The organism is Methylorubrum sp. SL192 (genome assembly GCF_026672325.1).
GTDB lineage: Bacteria > Pseudomonadota > Alphaproteobacteria > Rhizobiales > Beijerinckiaceae > Methylobacterium > Methylobacterium extorquens.
The window spans coordinates 2,786,961-2,806,827 of the sequence record NZ_JAPPQV010000003.1 but is presented as its reverse complement, the minus strand read 5'-3'; the positions used below and the strand labels follow the sequence as shown (position 1 = coordinate 2,806,827).

General features: G+C 65.8%; 13 protein-coding genes and 2 pseudogenes. 10 read left to right on the top strand and 5 right to left on the bottom strand.

The genetic code is table 11. The features are described from left to right. Positions 1-235 precede the first annotated feature (235 nt). Positions 236-514, top strand: a complete 279-nt coding sequence (locus OVA30_RS13910; protein WP_268175791.1) for a hypothetical protein — start codon at positions 236-238, stop codon at positions 512-514. 183 nt (positions 515-697) lie between these two features. Here OVA30_RS13910 and OVA30_RS13905 read toward each other — a convergent pair whose 3' ends face one another. Both OVA30_RS13905 and OVA30_RS13900 read right to left on the bottom strand, forming a co-directional pair. After that, a complete protein-coding gene (locus OVA30_RS13905; RefSeq protein WP_268175790.1) occupies positions 698-1,447 on the bottom strand; it encodes a Crp/Fnr family transcriptional regulator in 750 nt (249 codons plus the stop codon). A 393-nt stretch (positions 1,448-1,840) separates the two neighbouring features. Continuing rightward, entirely contained in the window at positions 1,841-2,890 is a 1,050-nt protein-coding gene (locus OVA30_RS13900; RefSeq protein ID WP_268175789.1) for a substrate-binding domain-containing protein, read from the bottom strand. Positions 2,891-3,031: 141 nt separating this feature from the next. Here OVA30_RS13900 and OVA30_RS13895 point away from each other — a divergent pair, with 141 nt between their 5' ends. After that, positions 3,032-3,760, top strand: a complete 729-nt coding sequence (locus OVA30_RS13895) for a recombinase family protein (RefSeq protein WP_268175788.1) — start codon at positions 3,032-3,034, stop codon at positions 3,758-3,760. Between the two features lie 155 nt (positions 3,761-3,915). Here OVA30_RS13895 and OVA30_RS13890 read toward each other — a convergent pair whose 3' ends face one another. Continuing rightward, a complete protein-coding gene (locus OVA30_RS13890) occupies positions 3,916-5,193 on the bottom strand; it encodes a DegT/DnrJ/EryC1/StrS family aminotransferase (RefSeq protein ID WP_268175787.1) in 1,278 nt (425 codons plus the stop codon). A 479-nt stretch (positions 5,194-5,672) separates the two neighbouring features. Between OVA30_RS13890 and OVA30_RS13885 the strand changes: the two are divergent. Then, positions 5,673-5,963, top strand: a pseudogene (locus OVA30_RS13885) (Arm DNA-binding domain-containing protein); the annotation flags it as partial. Positions 5,964-6,536: 573 nt separating this feature from the next. Here the strand turns inward: OVA30_RS13885 and OVA30_RS13880 are convergent. Both OVA30_RS13880 and OVA30_RS13875 read right to left on the bottom strand, forming a co-directional pair. Then, a protein-coding gene (locus OVA30_RS13880) for an IS3-like element ISMex5 family transposase (RefSeq protein ID WP_253386706.1) occupies positions 6,537-7,720 on the bottom strand; the annotation gives its coding sequence in 2 pieces (ribosomal slippage) (positions 6,537-7,456 and positions 7,456-7,720; 1,185 coding nt in all). A gap of 257 nt (positions 7,721-7,977) precedes the next feature. After that, positions 7,978-8,226 (bottom strand): annotated as a pseudogene (locus tag OVA30_RS13875) (integrase core domain-containing protein); the annotation flags it as partial. Positions 8,227-9,202: 976 nt separating this feature from the next. Here OVA30_RS13875 and OVA30_RS13870 point away from each other — a divergent pair. The 7 genes from OVA30_RS13870 (at position 9,203) to OVA30_RS13840 (ending at position 19,674) form a co-directional block, all read left to right on the top strand. Further along, a complete protein-coding gene (locus OVA30_RS13870) occupies positions 9,203-10,534 on the top strand; it encodes an MFS family transporter (protein WP_268175786.1) in 1,332 nt (443 codons plus the stop codon). A gap of 150 nt (positions 10,535-10,684) precedes the next feature. Next, positions 10,685-12,343 carry an acetolactate synthase large subunit gene (locus tag OVA30_RS13865; protein WP_268175785.1) on the top strand — a complete coding sequence of 553 codons (1,659 nt, stop codon included), beginning with the start codon at positions 10,685-10,687 and terminating at the stop codon, positions 12,341-12,343. A gap of 108 nt (positions 12,344-12,451) precedes the next feature. Continuing rightward, positions 12,452-13,837: an aldehyde dehydrogenase family protein gene (locus OVA30_RS13860; RefSeq protein WP_268175784.1), complete on the top strand. Its 1,386-nt coding sequence runs from the start codon at positions 12,452-12,454 to the stop codon at positions 13,835-13,837. A gap of 138 nt (positions 13,838-13,975) precedes the next feature. After that, positions 13,976-14,275, top strand: a complete 300-nt coding sequence (locus OVA30_RS13855) for a DUF6894 family protein (protein ID WP_268175783.1) — start codon at positions 13,976-13,978, stop codon at positions 14,273-14,275. Between the two features lie 353 nt (positions 14,276-14,628). Beyond that, positions 14,629-16,299 (top strand): methyl-accepting chemotaxis protein, encoded by a 1,671-nt coding sequence (locus OVA30_RS13850; protein WP_442786103.1) that lies wholly within the window; start codon positions 14,629-14,631, stop codon positions 16,297-16,299. 382 nt (positions 16,300-16,681) lie between these two features. Further along, entirely contained in the window at positions 16,682-18,325 is a 1,644-nt protein-coding gene (locus tag OVA30_RS13845) for an ATP-binding protein (RefSeq protein ID WP_268175782.1), read from the top strand. Positions 18,326-18,330: 5 nt separating this feature from the next. Beyond that, on the top strand, positions 18,331-19,674 hold the full coding sequence (locus OVA30_RS13840; protein WP_268175781.1) for a sigma-54-dependent transcriptional regulator: 1,344 nt from the start codon (positions 18,331-18,333) through the stop codon (positions 19,672-19,674). The last annotated feature ends 193 nt before the right edge of the window (positions 19,675-19,867 follow it).

Below are 19,867 nucleotides of genomic sequence, written 5' to 3'. Positions count from 1 at the left end.
GGGCTGGCAAGCCGGCCGGCTCGATGACCGCTCGGCGCCATCTCGCGACTGAGACGACCAAACAGGTTTCCGAGGTCCCACGCGCAGCGGTGCTCTGCCCTGATGATGTATGGCAAAGCGCGTCGTCGATCTGGAGTATGTAAGAATAATATAATATTAAAACAACACAGTGAAATACTTCGGAACAACATGTTCTGTGGACGTTTACGACGACATCTCTATTGGGAGGTCATACATGTCGAAACGTCACACCGCTTGCTTCGCGTCGCTTCTGCTGATCGGTGGCCTCGGGGCCGCGTCCGCGCAGGAGACGTCCGGCCAGGGCGCATCCAAGCCGTCGACGCCCGCCGGTACATCCCGAGCCGGGACGGCGGGCGAGATGCAGAAGGGCGACGCGATGAAGGCGGGCGAGATGGGCGGCGGCTCGGGCAATACGGGCGTGCCGGGGGCGTCTCCGGCCGCAGAGGGCAACAAGAACCAGGATTCCCGGACCACGAAGACACGCGACCGCTGAGCATCTTCCGTTCCGGCCAAGCCGAGAACCGCTCGCGAACATGTTGCAGCCGGGAGCGGTTCTCGGTCTCTGTCCGACTCATCGAGCGCATTCCGACGAAGCGGTCACCGGTTCGTCGAAAGAATGCGCGTCACAACAAGAGACCAGAGACGCCGACCTGATGCAATCAGGTCGAATGCGGTCCTAGGCGGCGGTTTGTGCTTCCCAATTCAGGTAATTCGACCGGAACTCGGCCAGTTCGACGAGGCGAGGCAGGTCGCAGAGCGTCACGCGCTTGCCCTTCCGCTCGATCAGCCCTGCACGCTTGAGTTCGCCCAACGAGCGGTTCACGTGCACGCTGGTCATGCCGGTGGTGTCGGCGAGGTCGATTTGCGTGATTGGCAGGTCGAAGCTGTTGCCGCTCGCAAGCCCCACCGCCCGCAGGCGTACGAGCAATTCGCACAACAGGTGCGCGAGGCGCTCCACGGCCGAGCGGCGGCCGATATTCATCATCCACTCGCGGAGGGTCGCCTCATCGACGAGGGCCACCGTGCGCAGGCCGCGGGCGAGAGCGGGACGTTGACGCAATTCCCGCCCGGCCTCGGGACCGATCCGCGCGACGCGGCAGGTGGAGAGCGTGCCGATGGTGTGATCGATCCGGTTCAGGATCGAGGTCTCGAAGTCGCAGATATCCCCCGGGATGAGGTAGGCCGTGATCTGACGCGCCCCGTTCGCCCGCAGCTTGTAGCGGCAGGCGAAGCCTTCCGTGATCGCGATCATGCCATCGGGCCGGTCACCCTCGGAGATCAGGTCCGTGCCGGCCGGAATCAGCCGTGTCCCCGCCTCGATGATCGCCAGGGCGGCTGCGTCCGCTTCTTCCAGCTTGCTGAAGCCTTGCAGCTTGCGCAGCAAGGGGCCGCTCACCGCCGTTCCACTGCCCGCTAAGACCTTCATCCTGCTTGTCCCGCCCGCGCGGCGCAGACGAGGAACGACGCGCGGCGTCGGCGCAGAGGTCGCAGCCGTCGCGAGAAATCAGGGTCCGCCGTGACGAGATCGAGCGCTGCTCGAGCGGGATTCCGATTCATGCTCGTTCTCGAAAAGTGGAGCGCTCGGCGGCCGTAGGGATCATTGGAATTGTTATACTAGTGGCCAGCCGATCGACATGTAAGCCGGGGGGCGCCTTCGGTGCGGTTCCCGATAATGCGGTGTCCGTCGCGAGGCTGTTTCGTAAATGTAAATAATTTTTACTTATGGTAATTCACATCTCACCGTTGGATGCTGGCGAAATCTACCTTCCGACGACAGGACGGAGGTCATTGACTTGACTGTAGAACGCCCCGTTTCCGGTCAAAGATCCGCGGCGGCGCGGTAGCCGGGGGTGCGGCTCGCGCGCCGTCTCGCTGCGGCGACGAGGGCGTCGAGTGCCGGGCTGGCGAGGGAGCGGCTGGCGGCGAGATAATAGGTCTCCCAGCCGACCGAGAGGAAATCGAGGCCGAGCCGGTCGGCCGCCGCCCGTACACCGAGTCCCGCATCCGCCGCGCCGCAGGCGATGACCGCCGCGACCGCCTGATGGGTGAACTCCTCGACCGTGTAGCCCTGGATCGCGGCAGCCGGCAGGCCGGCCTGCGCCAGCATGCGGTCGAACCAGTCCCGCGTGCCCGATCCCTTCTGGCGGTTGACGTAGCGCAGGCCGGGCGCGGCCAGGTCGGCCAGCGTGCGGATGCCGCGCGGGTTGCCGGGGGCCAGCAGCAGGCCTTGCTCGCGCTCGAACAGGGGGTGCAGCACGAGGCCGGCGCCGACATTGATCGCCGAGAACGGAGCGCCCGCCGCTTCCGGCGCGAGAGCCCCGCAATGGAAGCCCGCCGCATCGGCTCCGCCATCAAGGAGGCGCTGCACCGCCGCGCTGCTGCCCGTCACGGAGAGTTCGATGCCCGCCTCTGCACCCGGTTCTCCGCTCATGACCTCGGTCAGGACCTCGACCAGCAGCGGATCGTGGCTCGCGGCCAGTGTCAGTGCTCCGGCCCCGCCGCTCATGAGAAGACGCAGGCGATGCTCGACGGCGCGGGTCTCGCGGCCGAGGCTCGCCTCCAAGGCCGCCGAGGCGGCGGTGAAGGCGTCCGCCAAGGCGGCCCCGAACTCCGTCAGGGCGGTGCCGTGCCCACGTGTCTTGCGCACCAGGGGCCGGCCGAGCGCCGTCTCGTAGGCCTGGAGGCGCGCCCAGGCCGCGCGATAGGACAGGCCGAGGGCGTCGGCGAAGCCCTGCACCGAGCCGGTCCGGGTGATCGCGTCGAACATTACCGTCAGGTCGGACACCGTGAGCGCGCTCGCGCCGATCCGAATCGTACCGCCCAAACCGAGCACGACGGAGACGGCCGCCTCATCGGAAACCTTGTTCATATTGATGGCATCACAACTGTCTTCCACAACCGTTTTCCCTTATCGGGGCTTGTTTCGGAACTGCGCCGCCACCGGGGCGAACCCGCGAGGCGTTGCACCGGCTCCGTGCTCGCTCCAAGACGCACGACCGGCCGACCGCAGATGTCCTCAGACCGCTTTGTTTCCTACCTCCGTCCGGCCCTCTTGGGACAGGGGGCGCCGGAGGCCGCCCTGGCATCGCAGCGGGCCGCGATCGACCGCCACCTCGCAGGGCGTGGCCGGCTCGCTGCCGAGTGCATCGAGCGGGAGCCCGACGATTCCGGTGTGGAGCGGCCGGCTCTGCGCCAGGCGCTGGCCCTGTGCCGCCGCCACGGCGCGACGCTTCTCATGGTGGAACTCGGGGCTTCCGGTCAGGATTCGGGCTTCCTGCGCGCTCTGAGCCGTGAGCTGCGCCACCTGGGCCTGCACTTTGCCGTCGCCGACAGCCCGGAGGTCAGCGAGGCGACCCTCGGCATCATGGCCGCGGTGGCGGAGGCCGAGGACCGGCTCGGAGTGTGCCGCACCCCCGAGACCCTGGCCCGCCGCCGCGCGTTCTATGCCCGCTTCACCGACGAGCGCCGCGCGCGGGCGCCGGCCGACAGGGCCATCCCATCCCTCGCCGACCCACGCCCTCTGGCGGAGAATTTGGGGCGGGGCGAGACCCTGCTGCGGAGCCGTGAGCGGGCGGAGGAGGTGGCGCCGATCCTCAGCGAGATCCGCGCCGCGGGCGCGCTCACGCTGGAGCAGGTCGCCAACGCCCTCAACGCCTTGGGCATTCCCTCGGCACGGGGAAGCCGCTGGTACCCGATGCAGGTGACGCGGATCGAGAAGCGCCTCGCCGGCGTGGGCTGATCGGTGCCGATCACCCTGTTGAGGCGAGCCGAAACGCAGCGGGTCCGGCCGGCGTCGCTTGCGCGCGCCTCCTTACCCCTGCGGATCACCGAGTCCGGATGGACTCCGGACTCGACGGAAGCGCCGCCGAGTGATCGCGACGGTAGCAGGCGTGGTCATGGCCGTGCGATCCGCCGGACGATCCGGGCCACGATGGCGGGATCGAGGTCGGGATAGATCGGCAGGCACAGCACCCGGTCGGCCGCCAGGGCCGCCACGGGCAGATCCTCCCGCCGGGCGCTCGGCAGCGTCCGGTACATCGGGTGGTCGGAGATCAGGGGATGGAAGTAGCGCCGCGGGTGGATGCCGTCGCGCTTGAGCGCGTCGTAGAGCGCGTCGCGGCCGATCGGGTAATCGGGGCCGATCAGGATCGGGAAATAGGCGTAGTTGGCCGCGCCGTCCCCGGCGAAGTCCAGGCAGCGAATGCCGGGAATGCCCTGCAATCCCTGCCGGTAGGCCGCATCGATCGCCTGCCGCCGCGCCAGCACCGTGCCGATGTGCCGAAGCTGGACGAGGCCGAGCGCGGCATTCAGCTCGCTCATCTTCCCGTTCAGGCCCGTTTCGATCACCGACGTCTCGTCTTCGAAGCCGAAGTTCTTGAGCTTATCGATCCGGTCCTTCATCGCCGGATCGGCGCAGACGATGGCGCCGCCCTCGAAGGTGTTGAACACCTTGGTGGCGTGGAAGCTCAGGACCGACAGGTCGCCGTGGTTCAGCACGCTTTGTCCGCGGTGGCGCACGCCGAAGGCGTGGGCGGCGTCGTAGATCACCTTGAGCCCATGCCGGGCGGCGATGCTCGCGATCGCCTCGACGTCGCAGGGCTGGCCGTAGCAATGGACCGGCAGGATCGCGCTGGTGCGCGGGGTGATCGCGGCTTCGATCCGGGCGGGATCGAGGTTGAGGGTCACCGGGTCGATGTCAACGAAGACGGGAGTGAGCCCGCTCCAGAGCAGGGCGTGCGAGGTCGCGACGAAGGAATAGGGCGTCGTGATCACCTCGCCCGTGAGGTCGAGCGCCCGCAGGGCCATGATCAGCGCGGTCGTCGCGTTGTTGAACAGGGCGACCTGCGGCACGCCGAGATGGTCGCTCAGGCGTGCTTCCAGCTCCTGGTGGAATGGACCGCCATTGGTCAGGACCCGCGTCTGCCAGATCTGCCGCAGCAGCGGCTCGAATTCCTCAAGCGGCGGCAGGAACGGTCGGGTGACGTAGATCGGATCGGCCGCGCCCTCTGTCTCCGAGGCCGCCTGAGGAATGATCTCTGGGGCGGTGTCGAGGGTCCGTGCAAATTCCTGCTCCAGCCGGCGCAGGGTCGCCTGCACAGGAAGCTCACCCCGAGCAGCGGGCGACGGGAGGCTGTCTGCCTCGGGTGTCGGATCAAGCGGCGCAGCTCGCATCGATCCAGCGCCTCCCCACCGCGCGGAAGGCGTCAGCGACCTCTCCGGTCAAGCGGCCGGAAGCCCGGTGGGTCGCGGCCTTGGCGAGGGAACGCTCGACCGCGCGCGTTCTACGATGTTCGAGCATGCCCGGCCTTCCTGCGCCAGCCGGATGTTAGGAAATGTTTGGCTAACAGATCGTTAACGCTGCGGGTGCGGCTGCGTCATACGACAGGCCTGAAACGACGAAAGCCGCCTTGCGGCGGCTTTTCGTAGGTCGGTCAGTTTTTTGAAGAAACTGGAGCGGGCGAAGGGATTCGAACCCTCGACCCCAACCTTGGCAAGGTTGGGGCATTCCGTTTCATTGCGTTTCCCGGTGTGTCACTGCGTGCCATTGTGTGGCCTAACTTATTGATTGATTTGACAAAATAGTTGCATGGGCTTTCATTGCATGGCCCCGCGTTTCAGAAAGCGTGAAGCCTGGGTGCAGCCCGAGGAGCATGCGGATGAAGCGTGGGAACTCAGTGCGGCTGACAAGAGCCGTCGTCGACAAGGCCAAGGCGCGGCCTTCGAGCTACTTCGTCTGGGATCTGGATCAGCCGGGCTTCGGACTGCGCGTCCAGCCTTCGGGCGTGAAGGCCTTCTACGTCCAGTATCGTGTGGGACGAGGTCGAACCGCAAAGCTCGACAAGCTCAAGCTTGGCGATGCCGGGACCATGCGTGTCGAAGACGCTCGGAACGAGGCCAGGATCAAGCGTGGGCTCGCAGCGGACGGAAAAGACCCGGCGAAGGAACGTCGGGAGCTCCGGAACTCGTCGCTCGTATCGGAACTGATCGATCTTTATGAGAATGAAGGATTGTACTGCCGGACAGGTAAGCGGCAGGCGCAGCCCTTCGGCGAGAAGACGAAGCGCTACACGATGGGCCGCCTTCGCAACCACGTAGTCCCCATCCTCGGGAAGCTGAATCTCTGCAATCTGACCGAGAAGGATGTCGAGACGCTCTTCAAAAAGGTGTCCGAAGGCGCAACTGCGACCGGGGTTGGAAAGGACCGCAAGCGTGACAAAAAGGGCAAGGCCGGGGAGAGGAGCACCGGGCCCGAAGGAGGTGAGCGCAAGGCGGGTGGGGGAGACTCCGCCGGCAGGCGGTCTGAGGTCTGCGGGGGGGTGGGCGCCGCCAGGAAGGTCATCCGCGACTTCTCGTCGGTCTGTAGCTTCGCGGTCGAGCGCGGATTCATGGCGTCCAACCCGGTGCGGACTGCGAAGGTTTTCAAGGTTGACGGTGAGAGAAAGAGCTATCTGACCCTGGCCATGATCGAGCGGCTAGGCAATGATCGGCCCCCACGCGGTGGTCCAAGTTCTAAGTTAGTGCAGGGTCGGCCTTTGCTCCACGGGTCGCTTGGCCGGCGGAGCCGACCGGGTGAGCGCAGCCGGCCAAGCGGTGAAGGCCGGCACGAACACCTCCGGGGCCGGTGGTCGGTAGCCGAGCGAGGCGTGCGGGCGCACGCTGTTGTAGTGTAGACGCCAACTCTCGATCACGATCTGCGCCTCCTTGAGCGTGTAGAAGATCTCACCGTTCAAAAGCTCGTCCCGTAGTCGTGCGTTGAAGCTCTCGACGTAACCGTTCTCCCATGGCGAACCGGGTGCGATGTAGGCTGTTCTGGCGCCGACATCGGTGATCCAGGCCTGCACGGACTTGGCGATGAACTCCGGACCGTTGTCCGAGCGGATATGGCCGGGCACGCCGCGCAGGATGAACAGGTCGGACAGCACGTCGATCACGTCCGCCGCCTTCAGCTTGCGTGCGACGCGGATCGCCAGGCACTCCCGCGTGAACTCATCGACCACGTTCAGCATCCGGAACTTGCGGCCCTCGTGCGTGCGGGCTTCGACAAAGTCGTAGGACCAGACGTGATCGCGACGCTCCGCCCGCAATCGCAGGCAGGAACCATCCCCGTCCCAGATGCGGCCGCGCTTGGGCTGCCGAGACGGGACCTTCAGCCCCTCGCGCCGCCAGATCCGCTCGACCCGCTTGTCGTTGACGAACCAGCCCGCCGCCTTCAGCAATGCACCGATCTTCCGGTAGCCGTAGCGCCCGTACTGGCGAGCCAGTTCCACGAGGTCGGCTGTCAGCGCGGCCTCATCCTCTCTTCCCCGCGGCACCTTGCGCTGCGTCGAGCGATGCTGCCCGAGCGCCCGACAGGCGCGGCGCTCGGAGACGTCTAGGACGTTCATGACATGCGCGATGCAGGCGCGTCGGCGCGCGGGGCTGGTCAGTTTCCCCGAGCGGCCTCCTGCAGGATCAGCTTGTCGAGGGTGAGATCCGCAATCGCCTTGCGCAGCCGCTGGTTCTCAACCTCCAAGTCCTTCATCCGTCGAACCTGATCGCTCTTCAGGCCGCCGTACTCCTTGCGCCAGCGGTAGTAGGTCACTTCCGTCACGCCGATGGCCCGGATCGCCTCCGCCACGCTCTGGCCCTGCGAGACCAGAACATCCACCTGCCGCAGCTTGGCGACCACGTCTTCCGGCTTGTGCCGCTTCGTTCCCATCTGTCCGTCCTCATCTGGCTCAAAAGCCATACCTCAGGGCGGACCACTTCAGTGGGGGCGGATCAGGCGTCGTTCTGATCCTCGGCCATGTCGCATTCCTCGTCGCGTCGGAGTCGCACGGAGTTGCCGACGCGCTGTGTCGCGTCGTGTAAAATCAAAGACTTAGGTGTAGATGCCCGGAGATAGGCCCAGACGGCTTTGGCCGAAAAAATGACAACGCAGCCAATGGTTTATGCCATGGCCGCGTCAATCTTCAGGTAGTGGCACCTCCAGTCCTTGATGCGCTCGCGGGCATCGGCCAGCGACAGGAACCACGAGGCGTTCAGGCATTCCGCCCTTAGGCGCCCGTTGAACACTTCGATGTAGGCGTTGTCGGTCGGCTTGCCCGGTCGTGAAAAGTCGATCTCGCCTCCGTTCAGGTAGGCCCACTAGTCGAGCATGCGCCCGGCGAACTCCGGTCCATTGTCCACCCGCAGGCTCTTGGGCCGCCCCCGCAGCCGGACCAAGGCGTCCAGGGCCTCGGTTGAAGATCGGCTGCCGCTGGCAGGACACGCCTTCCGTGTACGGCCCGCACACGACGATCTACCCCGATGGGGATGGCGATCGACGACATCGCCTGCGCCCGCGCCGTCCTGCACCGCGCCGAGGCGATGGGCGCGGGCACCGTGCGGCCGCTGTACTGATGGGCCGCCTCATATCTGGGGAGACGACCGGCACCGAGGGGGCGGCGTTGCTCGCCGATTTGCATTGCCCCGGCCGTCACATCGAGGTCTTCCGGTGGAAGGCCGAAGCCGAGGGCAAGCTTCTGCCGGTCTTGATCAACATGAGGCTCGACCCAGCAATCTATATCGGCGCCTGTTTCGAGGCGCCGACGACAATTGCTTTGATTTGTTGTCAGCCCTCAGTCTAGCTAGCGGCGTTACACAGCATTTCTGTGAAGTTTACTGAAACGACGGCAGCAGACATGCAGCTTATAGGAGTTGCTAGAGCCATAGGCATTCTTCAAGCAACACGTCGATCTGGCATTGCTGGCGATAGATCCGCTTGATCACGATCACCGTCACAGCCACCGCGCGGCCGCGCTCCGATCCGAGCCGAGGATGTCCTGGAATTTGTCTTGAGTTCGTTCGCCGAGTGGACAGCTTTGAGCGTGGCCAACAACGTGTTGCATGAAATCTGAGTGCAGCTGCTGGGTCGAAGCAGGCCCCGCAGACAGGCACGGCCCCGCTGCGATCGGCAATATTCCGCCGAGCGTGGATCACGGATCGGCGAAATTCGGCCTATCGAGTCAGAGAGAATATTGCCCAAATAATTGTAAACATTCGTTTTTACGCGCCATCTGCCTTTGGCATCCCTATTGCCATCATTCCCCTCGTGTCCCGTCGATGCCGACGATGAAGAGGCCGAAGGCCCAGGTCGGCGGAGCGGGGCGAGGACGGCCGCATCTCGGTGAGGCCAGGACTTAAAACAGGGAGAACGCCCATGAACACGGCTGTACCCGCAGCAATCGGGGATGTCCCCGTGCGCGCCGAGGCCTCGGACCGCCAGAAGATCAAGGCCATCGTCGCCGCCTCGTCCGGCAATCTCGTCGAGTGGTACGACTTCTACGCCTACGCCTTCACCTCGATCTACTTCGCCTCCGCCTTCTTCCCGTCGAGCAGCCCGACCGGGCAATTGCTCGCGACGGCCGGCATCTTCGCCGTCGGCTTCTTCATGCGCCCGCTCGGCGGCTGGATCTTCGGACGGATCGCGGATCGGCGCGGCCGCAAGTCCTCGATGGTGTTCTCGGTTCTCCTGATGTGCGCCGGCTCGCTGATGATCGGCCTTTTGCCCACATACGAGAGCATCGGCGTGCTTGCCCCCGTGCTGCTCCTCGTGGCGCGTCTCGCGCAAGGCCTCTCGGTCGGCGGCGAGTACGGCACAGCGGCGACCTACATGAGCGAGATCGCCGGCAAGGGCCGGCGCGGCTTCCTATCGTCGTTCCAGTACGTCACCCTGATCGGCGGTCAGCTGCTCGCCGTGCTCTTAGTGTTCGCCCTCCAGCACATCCTCACCGGCGAGGAAATGCGGGCCTGGGGCTGGCGCATCCCCTTCCTCGTCGGCGCCGCCGCCGCCATCGTCGCGATGCTGCTGCGCGGCTCGCTTGAGGAATCGGTCTCGACCGAGACACTACAGCGCGAGGAGGCCGGTTCGCTACGGGCGCTGATGCAGCACAAGCGCGCGGTGTTGATCACGCTTGCCTTCACCATGGGCGGTTCGCTCTACTTCTACACAATGACGACCTACATGCAGAAGTTCCTCGTCAACACGGTCAAACTCGACCTCAAGTCGGTATCGACCGTGATGACCTTGGCGCTAGTCATGTTTATGGTGCTGCAGCCGCTATTCGGCCTGCTCTCGGACCGGATCGGCCGACGCAATAACATGATCCTGTTCAGCGGGCTCGCGATGGTCGGCGCCGTGCCGCTGCTCTCGACGCTCTCGGCGGTGAGCAGCCCCTACGCTGCCTTCGGCCTAATCATGGTGGGCCTAATAATCGCGACCTTCTACACCTCGATCAGCGGCGTGGTGAAAGCCGAGCTATTCCCCGCCGAGGTGCGGGCGCTGGGCGTCGGGCTTCCCTACGCTATCGCCAACGCGATGTTCGGCGGCACTGCAGAATACGTGGCGCTTTCGTTCAGGAACTACGGCAACGAGAGCCTGTTTTTTTACTACGTTGCGGCCATGGCGGCGGTGGCCTTCGCGGCCTCGCTCTGGATGCCTGACACTCGCAAGTACGGCTACCTCGACGGCAGCGGCCAGATAAGCGGCTGAGCCCCTTACGCCCGGCCGCCTGAGCCGGTCGCCTCGCGAAAGCGCCCCCCTCACCCCCCCCGAACCCAATCGGCAGGCGAAGCACCCGCCCGGCCGGCGGTCGGTCCCTCGCGTGACCGATCGAGGTGAAACGACCAACAGGAGGAAATCATGCCCAAAGGATCCGATCTTCTAGTTCGGGCCCTCGAGAACGAAGGCGTCGAGCGCATCTTCGGCATCCCCGGCGAGGAGAACCTCGACATCGTCGAGTCCTTGCGCACTTCGAACATCGAGCTGATCCTGACCCGCCATGAGCAGGCCGCGGCCTTCATGGCCGCTACCTACGGACGCCTGACGGGCAAGCCCGGCGTCTGTCTCGCGACGCTCGGGCCGGGCGCGCTGAATTTTACAACGGGCGCGGCCTACGCGCATCTTGGCGCCATGCCGATGATTATCATCACCGGCCAGAAGGGCATCCTTAAGGCCCGGCAAGCCCGCTTCCAGATCGTCGACGTGATTGCTTCGATGAAGCCGATCACCAAGATGGCCCGACAGATCGTCTCCGCCTCCTCGATCCCGACTATCGTGCGCGACGCCTTCCGCGTCGCTTCCGAGGAAAGGCCGGGCCCCGTCCTCCTGGAACTGCCCGAGGACATCGCGGCCGAGGAGGCCGAGGCCTACACTGTGCCGAGCCACCCGATCGACATCCCGGTTGCTCACCCGGCGTCGATCGAGCGCGCCGCCCAGATGATCCGGGCGGCCAAACGTCCACTAATCATGCTCGGCGCAGCTGCAAGCCGCCCACGCTCCACGAGCGACCTCGGCGGCTTCGTGCAGCGCACCGGCATTCCGTTCTTCACCACGCAGATGGGCAAGGGCACAGTCGCCCACGGCACCCGCCTCTACATGGGCACTGCCGCCCTGTCGGAGCGCGACTACGTGCACGAGGCGATCGACGCGGCCGACCTGATCATTGCCATCGGCCACGACACCGTCGAGAAGCCGCCCTTCTTCATGAGACAGTTGGGGCAGAAGGTGCTGCATATCAGCTACACGCCTGCCCATGTCGAAGAGGTGTACTATCCCGACGCCGAGGTAGTGGGCGATCTCGGCCCCACCCTGAAGCTGATCGCTGACCGGCTGGAGGAAGGGCTGCCGAACGCGGGGGCGCTGCTCTATTTGCGCGAGCACATCCTGACGCGCATCGCCGACCGCAATGACGAGGACCGCTTCCCCGTCACGCCGCAGCGCCTCGTTCGCGACGTGCGCAGCGTCATCCCGGAGGACGGCATCGTCTGCCTCGACAACGGGATGTACAAGATCTGGTTCGCGCGGAACTATCGCACCTACGTCGCCAATACGCTGCTGCTCGACAACGCGCTCGCCACGATGGGCGCGGGGCTTCCCTCAGCGATGATGGCCGCAATGCTCCATCCCAACCGCCGCGTCATGGCGGTGTGTGGCGACGGTGGCTTCATGATGAACAGCCAGGAGATGGAGACCGCTGTGCGCCTCAGCCTCAACCTGGTGGTGCTGGTCCTCGACGACTCGGCCTACGGGATGATCCGCTGGAAGCAGGCAGTGGACGAATTTCCGGATTACGGAATGACCTTCAAGAACCCGGACTTCGTGAAATACGCCGAGTCCTACGGCGCCGCCGGCCACCGCGTCACCGCGGTGGAGGATCTGGTGCCGACCCTAGAGCGGGCCTTCCAGGCCGGCGGCGTCCACCTCGTGGCGGTGCCGATCGACTACTCGGAGAACACCCGCGTCCTCGTCGACGAGCTGCGCACCAAGGTCGAGGATCTGGTGCTCGAACCGGCCGAATGACCCGAAACGGCGCCGCCCCCGCCGGAGCGGCGCCGATCCCATACGCGAACCCGCCCCAGAAACCCGAACCGGCTCCGCGCCTCCAAAGAAGGCCGTGGAGTGAGGAGTATGCCCGTGCTTCAGATTGTCCAGGCCTACGACCGCGCGCCGTTCGCCGAGTTGCCCACCGACGACGCGTCGGCGCTGGAGCGCAAGCTCGTCGCCGCCGAGCGCGCCTTCCGCGACCGCGGGGCGTGGCTGAAGCCGCATGTACGGATCGCCATCCTGCAGGAGGTCGCCCGCCGCATCGCCGAGCGGCGCGACCATTTCAGCCGTCAGATCTCCCGCGAGGGCGGCAAGCCGCTCACCGACGCACGAATCGAGGTGGACCGCGCCGTCGATGGCGTGCGCAACGCCGCGGAAGCCCTGCGCGACCTCTCCGGCCGCGAGATCCCGATGGGGCTCACCCCCGCAAGCGACGGGCGCTGGGCCTTCACGACGCGCGAGCCGATTGGCGTCGTCGCAGCGATCTCTGCCTTCAACCATCCGCTCAACCTGATCGTCCATCAGGTAGCGCCCGCCATCGCCGTCGGCTGCCCAGTGATCGTCAAGCCGGCGTCTTCTACGCCGTTGTCCTGCTTCGACTTCGTGCAGCTCGTCCACGAGGCCGGTTTGCCCGAGCCGTGGTGCCAGACCTTCTTGCCGGCGACGAACGACCTCGCCGAGGCGATGGCGACCGACCCGCGCGTCGCTTTCGTGAGCTTCATCGGCTCGGCCCGCGTCGGATGGCACCTGCACGGCCGCCTCGCGCCGGGCACGCGCTCAGCGCTGGAGCACGGCGGCGTCGCCCCGGCCATCGTCGATCGCAGCGCCGACCTCGACGCTATCATCGCGCCGCTGGTGAAGGGCGGCTACTACCACGCCGGTCAGGTCTGCGTATCGACGCAGCGCATCTTCGTCCATGCCGATATCGAGGCGGCCTTCGCCGAGCGCTTCCTGGGCCGGGTCGCGGAACTCCGGACCGGCGACCCGCTCCTCTCTGAGACGGATGTCGGCCCGCTGATCCAGCCGCGCGAGGCCGACCGGGTCCGGGCCTGGATCGAAGAGGCGGTCGGCGGCGGCGCAGGGCTGACCGGCGGCGAGCGCCTGTCCGAGACGATGCTGAGCCCGGCGGTGCTGCGCGCCCCCTCGAACGAGGCGCGGGTCTCGCGCGAGGAGGTGTTCGGGCCCGTGACCTGCCTCTACCGCTACGACGACCTCGACGCGGCCATCGCAACGGCCAACGCGCTGCCCTTCGCCTTCCAGGCAAGCGTGTTCGCGCAGGATGTCGGCGTGGCCCTGCGCGCCGCCGAGCGGCTCGACGCCGCGGCGGTGATGATCAACGACGCGACCGCCTTTCGCACCGACTGGATGCCGTTCGCAGGGCGACGCAGCTCGGGCTACGGGACCGGCGGCATCCCCTACACCATGCGCGATATGACCCAGGAGAAGATGATCGTCTTGCGCAGGCCCTGATCGCGGCTCACCGGCCCTGCTTCACCGACGAATCCTCCGAACGTTCCAATTTCACGGACTAATCGGGCATCTGGAAAGAAAGTACTAGCACAACTGAGATCGCATAGAATTCGAGAAAAATGGCGATTGAGGTCAAAAATGCCGATCGCCTTATCTGGTAAAGCCGAATATAAGCAAGCTAAAACCTGGATCATGAGGGGAGTCATGGCGCTGTACTTCTTCGACACGATTTCCGTGAATCTGCACGTGCAAGACGACTACGGCATTGAATGTGGGAGCTTGTGCGAGGTGAAGAAGCTCGCGCAACGGGCTTTATGTGAAATGGCGATCCACAATCTGAACGACGGCGACCATCAAACATTCACCGTTCAGGTGCGCGACTTATTAGGGTCGGAAATCTACACGTCCAACCTGAAAATCGCAGAACAATATAAATGACAGTGCAATATTTTAAAGGTTCGACATAGTGATTATCCTGTTTTTTCTTTGCCGCAACGATGCGACGCGTAAATAGTCTTTGCATGTTCGGATGCAGACACCACTCGGGCACGCGAACCAGCAAATATCGAAGTCTGATGCACTCGGCTCGGCCGAACGGAAGATCCCCACTCAACCTGATGGGTACGGGCGCATCAATCGTTCGGAGCCATAGCAATTGGCGAAGTACCATCCAGTCAACCAGAGAGAAATTCAGGCGCCGGGGCCGAAACCTGTTTAAGGGTTTTTTATAGATCCTCAACCATGCCTCGAAATCTCAATTTCGCAGTCGTTCAAACCTTGAGGACCGCCACGTGACGATCAAGCGCATTCTGACAGGCCTGTTTTCAGTCATGCTTCTGCTGTGTCTCGGTCAGGGCGCGCTGACGCTGATGAAACTCGACAGCACGGCGGAGCGGACGAGCGACCTGCTCGACAACGCCATCCCGTCGATGAACGAGGCACACACGATCAACGCGCTCGTCATACGGACGCGGCTCTGGCAGTTCCGCTACATGACCGCCGAAAGCGAGACTGCGAAGGCCGAGAGCGCGGCGAAGGCGGTAGAATTCAGCCGCGACCGGAATACAAAGCTCGAAGGATACCGGGCGTTGATTGCTTCGCCCGAGGAGCAGAAGGTCTACGACGATCTCGTCGTCAAACTGAGCCGGTCGAGCCTCGACTGGGACCAGTTGCGCGGCTTCCCTGCAGAGCGTCGCGACGAGGCGATGGCGTTCTTCCGCGGTCCGATGAATGCGAACTACCTCGCCGCGTCGGCCGCGACACGGGCGCTCGTCGATCTCAACGTCGCGGCCAGCAAGGCGGCGGGTCAGTTGATCCGCGCGGAGCAGGCCTCCGCTGTCCGGGCAACGCTCGTCATGCTCTGTGTCTCCACCCTGATCGCGCTGGGCGCCCTGGCCTTCTGCTTCCTCGGCATATCGCGCCCGATCGCGCGCATGACCGAGGCGATGCGCCGGCTCGCTGGTGGCGAGGCCGGGATCGAAATTCCCGGGGCGGGACGCCGTGACGAGCTCGGCGCGATGGCGGGTGCCGTCCGGGTGTTTCGCGACAACCTCATCCGCACCCGGCAACTGGAGGAGGAGACGGCGCTCGCCCGTGCCTCGGCCGAGGAGCAGCGCAAGGCCGGGATGCGCCAGATGGCCGACGGCTTCGAGCACGCGATCGGCGGCATCGTCGGCATGGTATCCGCTGCGGCGAGCGAGTTGCAGGCGACGGCCCAGAGCATGAGCGCCACCGCCGGTCAGACGGCCGCCCAATCGGTCAGCGTCGCGGCGGCGGCGGAGGAGGCGTCCACCAACGTCACCACAGTTGCGGCCGCCGCCGAGGAACTTGGCTCCTCCGTCGACGAGATCGGCCGACAGGTCTCGGGTTCGACCGCGCTCGCGCAGGCGGCCGTGGCCGAGGCGCAGGGAACCGCCGGTCTGGTTCAGGATCTGGCACAGGCGGCGAGCCGCATCGGCGACGTGGTGGCGCTGATCTCCCAGATCGCGGGCCAGACCAACCTGCTCGCCCTCAACGCCACGATCGAGGCGGCACGAGCCGGCGAGGCCGGCCGGGGGTTCGCGGTGGTGGCCGCGGAGGTGAAGGAACTTGCCAATCAGACGGCGCGGGCGACCGAGGAGATCGGGAGACAGATCGGCCAGATCCAGGGCTCGACGGATCAGGCCGTGCAGGCGATCGACGGCATCGGTGGACGCATCCGCGAGATCGCGAACGTCGCCGCCTCGATCGCCGCGGCGGTGGAGGAACAAGGGGCGGCCACGCAGGAGATCGTGCGCAACGTCGCCCAGGCGGCGTCCGGCACCGGAGAGGTGACGGCTAACATTGCGGGCGTGGCGAGTGCGGCCGAGGAGACCGGTTCGGCGTCAGCCCAGGTGCTCGCCTCGTCCTCCGAACTGTCGCGCCAATCCGAGCATCTCACGGCCGAAGTCGCACGCTTCCTCGCGACTGTGCGCGCCGCATGATGCGCCGCATCGGCCGATGTCGCCGGACGAGAACCGCGCGCACGGCCGGTGTGCACAGCACGCCCGCCCGCCGCCAGGGGGAAATGGCGGACCCTGATGACAGGGGAGCGTTCTGCGAGGATGATCCGCTCCGGTCGCTGCCGCCCGTCACGGGCCGGCATCGGGATCGGAGCGGACTTCGCATCGGATGAGAGCGCTGCGCCTCGTGACCTGTGCCGTGCGGCGGCGGATCACCCGCAACCGCGCCGTCCTTTCGACGTGGCGTTGGGCCTTGGCGGCGTTCACCCTCATGGCCACGCTCGCGGTGTTCGGCGTCACCTTGGATGCCGGCCACGAGCAGGTTCGGCGCGCTGCGCGCCAGCGCCTCGTCATCGGCGAGGCGGTGCTGCGCTCGGCCGTCGAGCGCTATCAGTATCTTCCCAGCGTCCTTGCCCTTGATACCGAGGTACGCGGCCTTCTCAATGCGGTCGGCGATCCCCATCGGGTCGCGGCGGTCAACGCAAGGTTCGAGGCCATCGCCCGCGCGTCGAGCGTCGCCGCCATCTACCTGCTCGACCGGGACGGGTTGACCCGCAGCGCCAGCAACTGGAACCAGGCCCTTAGCTTCATCGGGATTTCCTACGCCTATCGACCCTACTTTACTGAGGCCGTCGCGACCGGCGCCTCACGCTATTTTGGTGTTGGCAACACCACGAATCGGCCTGGCCTGTTCATCGGCAAGGCGGTGCCGGCGCCGGAGGGCGGCATCGCAGGGGTCGTGGTGGTCAAGGTTGATCTCGAGGGATTGCAGCGGGAGTGGCGGCAGGCTGACGAGCATGTCCTCGTTTCCGACGCGTCGGGCGTCGTCTTCTTGGCGAGCGAGCCCTCCTGGAAGTACCGCCCGCTCCGCCCTCTTGCCCCATCCGATACGGCCCGCATCCTCGCGGCACGCCAGTACGGCGATAGCGACCTGCGCCCCCTGCTGGCGGGCGACGCCGACGGTGGCACGATTAAACTCGCCCAGGGCGCGAGCGCCGTGTCAGGGATCGTCGAACGGACCGTAATGCCGGATCTCGGCTGGACGCTGCTGTACGTTGCCGAGACCGACGCCACCCTGCGTTACGCTTTGCTGGCGGCGCTTGCCGCCGGCATCTCGTGCCTCGCCCTCGCGCTGGCCCTCGCCGCGGCGCAGGAGAGGCGGCAGCGGCTACGCAGCGAACGCGCCATGCGCCTCACGCTGGAGCGGCGCGTGGCGGAGCGGACCGCCGATCTCAGCGCCGCCAACACCCGGCTGCGCGGCGAGATTGCCGAGAGGGAACGCGCAACCGCCGCCTTGCGAGCGACGCAAGACGAGTTGATCCATGCCGGCCGGCTCGCTGCGCTTGGGCAGATCTCCATGGCAATCAACCACGAGATCAACCAGCCGCTGGCGGCGCTTCGCACCTTCCTGTCCAGCTCATCCGTCTTCCTGGAGCGCGGCGACACCGCCACCGTCAGGCGCAACCTGAAGCGTATGACCGAGGTGACGCAGCGCATCGGCGAGATCATTCGCCATCTGAAAGTCTTCGCTCGCAAGACCGGGCCGGAGCATTGGGAGCCGGTGCGGCTCGGCGTTGCCGCCGCGGCAGCCCTCGACCTGCTCGCGGCCCGCATCCGCGCCGAATCCGTTCAAGTGAGCTGCGCGATCCCACCCGACGCTATGGTGCGGGCCGAGCCGGTGCGGCTGGAGCAGGTGATTCTGAACCTGATGGTCAACGCCCTCGACGCCATGCGCAACACGCCCGAGCGCCGGCTCAACCTGACCGCTGCGCGCGAGGAGGCGTCCTCCTGGCAACTGCGCGTTTCCGACAGCGGGAGCGGAATCCCCGAGGAGCACATGCCGCACGTCTTCGATCCCTTCTTCACAACGAAGGCAGCCGGAGAAGGCCTTGGTCTCGGCCTGTCGCTGTCGTCGCTGATCGTGCGCGACTTCGGCGGCAGCCTCGCCGCCGGCAACGGGACGCACGGCGCTATTTTCACCCTCGTCCTACCCGCGGCGGAGGCCTGAGCGCGATGGCGAAGCTATCGAACCGAGTCTTCTTCATCGACGACGAGGAGACGGTGCGGGAGGCGCTGCACCAGTGGCTAACGCTCGCCGACTACGACGTCGAAACCTTCGAGGACCCGGATGCGGCGCTCGGCCAGCTCGACGAGCGCTTCCCCGGCATCCTCGTAACCGACATGCGCATGCCGCGCATGAGCGGCCTCGACGTTCTGGAGCAGACCCTGCGGCGAGATCCGGACCTGCCGGTCCTCCTCGTCACCGGCCACGGCGACGTGACGATGGCGGTGGAGGCAATGCGGCGTGGCGCCTACGACTTCATCGAGAAGCCCTTCGAGCCCGAGCGCCTCGTTAGCGCGATCGGCCGGGCCTGCGAGAAACGCCACCTCACCCTGCGGTTGCGACGCCTCCACGCAGTCGCGGACGTCACCGGCATAGAGAGCCAGCTGGTCGGCACCTCGCGGGCGATGGAGACACTCCGGCGCGAGGTGCTCGATCTAGCCGCGACGCCGGTCAACGTCGTCGTCAACGGCGAGACCGGCTCCGGCAAGGAACTCGTGGCGCAGTGCCTGCACGCATTCTCCGGGCGACGCAATGCCCAGTTCGTCGCGGTCAATTGCGGCGCCATCCCCGATACGATGGTGGAGAGCGAGCTGTTCGGCTACGAGGCCGGCTCCTTCACCGGTGCGGTAAAGCGGCGGGTCGGTAAGCTCGAATACGCCCATCGCGGTACGCTCTTCCTCGACGAGATCGAGGCGATGCCGCTCTCGGGCCAAGTGAAGATTCTGCGCGTGCTGCAGGAGCGCAGCCTGGAGCGCCTCGGCTCGAATTCGGCCGTTCCGGCCGACTTGCGAACGGTTTGCGCCAGCAAGGTCGATTTGCGGGCCGAGGCGGATGCCGGACGGTTCCGGGCTGATCTCTACTACCGCCTTGGCGTCGCGGAACTGCGCATCCCGCCGCTGCGCGAACGGCGCGAGGACATCCCACTCCTGTTCGAGCACTTCGCGAGCCGGGCCGCGGAGGCGCACGGGCGCGCGATGCGCCCCTTGAGCGCACGCCTCATCCAAGATCTCCTCGACAATTCCTGGCCGGGCAACGTCCGTGAGTTGCGCAACGCCGCCGAGCGCCACGCATTCGGCCTCGACCGGCGCGGCGTCGCGCCGGAAGTCAACCTGGACGGCGCGCAACCGCTCGCAGCCCGCGTCGAGGCCTTCGAGCGCGACCTGATCCGCCAAGCCCTGCAACAGGCCCAGGGCAACATCGCCGAAGCGATGCGCCTGCTCGACCTGCCCCGTCGCACTCTGAACGAGAAGATGCAGCGCTACGGTCTCAATCGGAGCGACTTTGCGCCGTAGGAGACGATCCGCGCGTGTCGTGCATGGGTTCGTACGGATTGCCGGAAGAGTGGTGTATCTGAGCCGACCTTATCCTGTTGGGAGAAGCAGTTCGTCGGCGTGACTCTCCCGGAGATCTGGCAGCTCAATCAGCTAGAGGCTGTTGTGAATCGTCTCCGAGTAGAGCGGCCTTTCTGAGCATGAGGCAGACGAA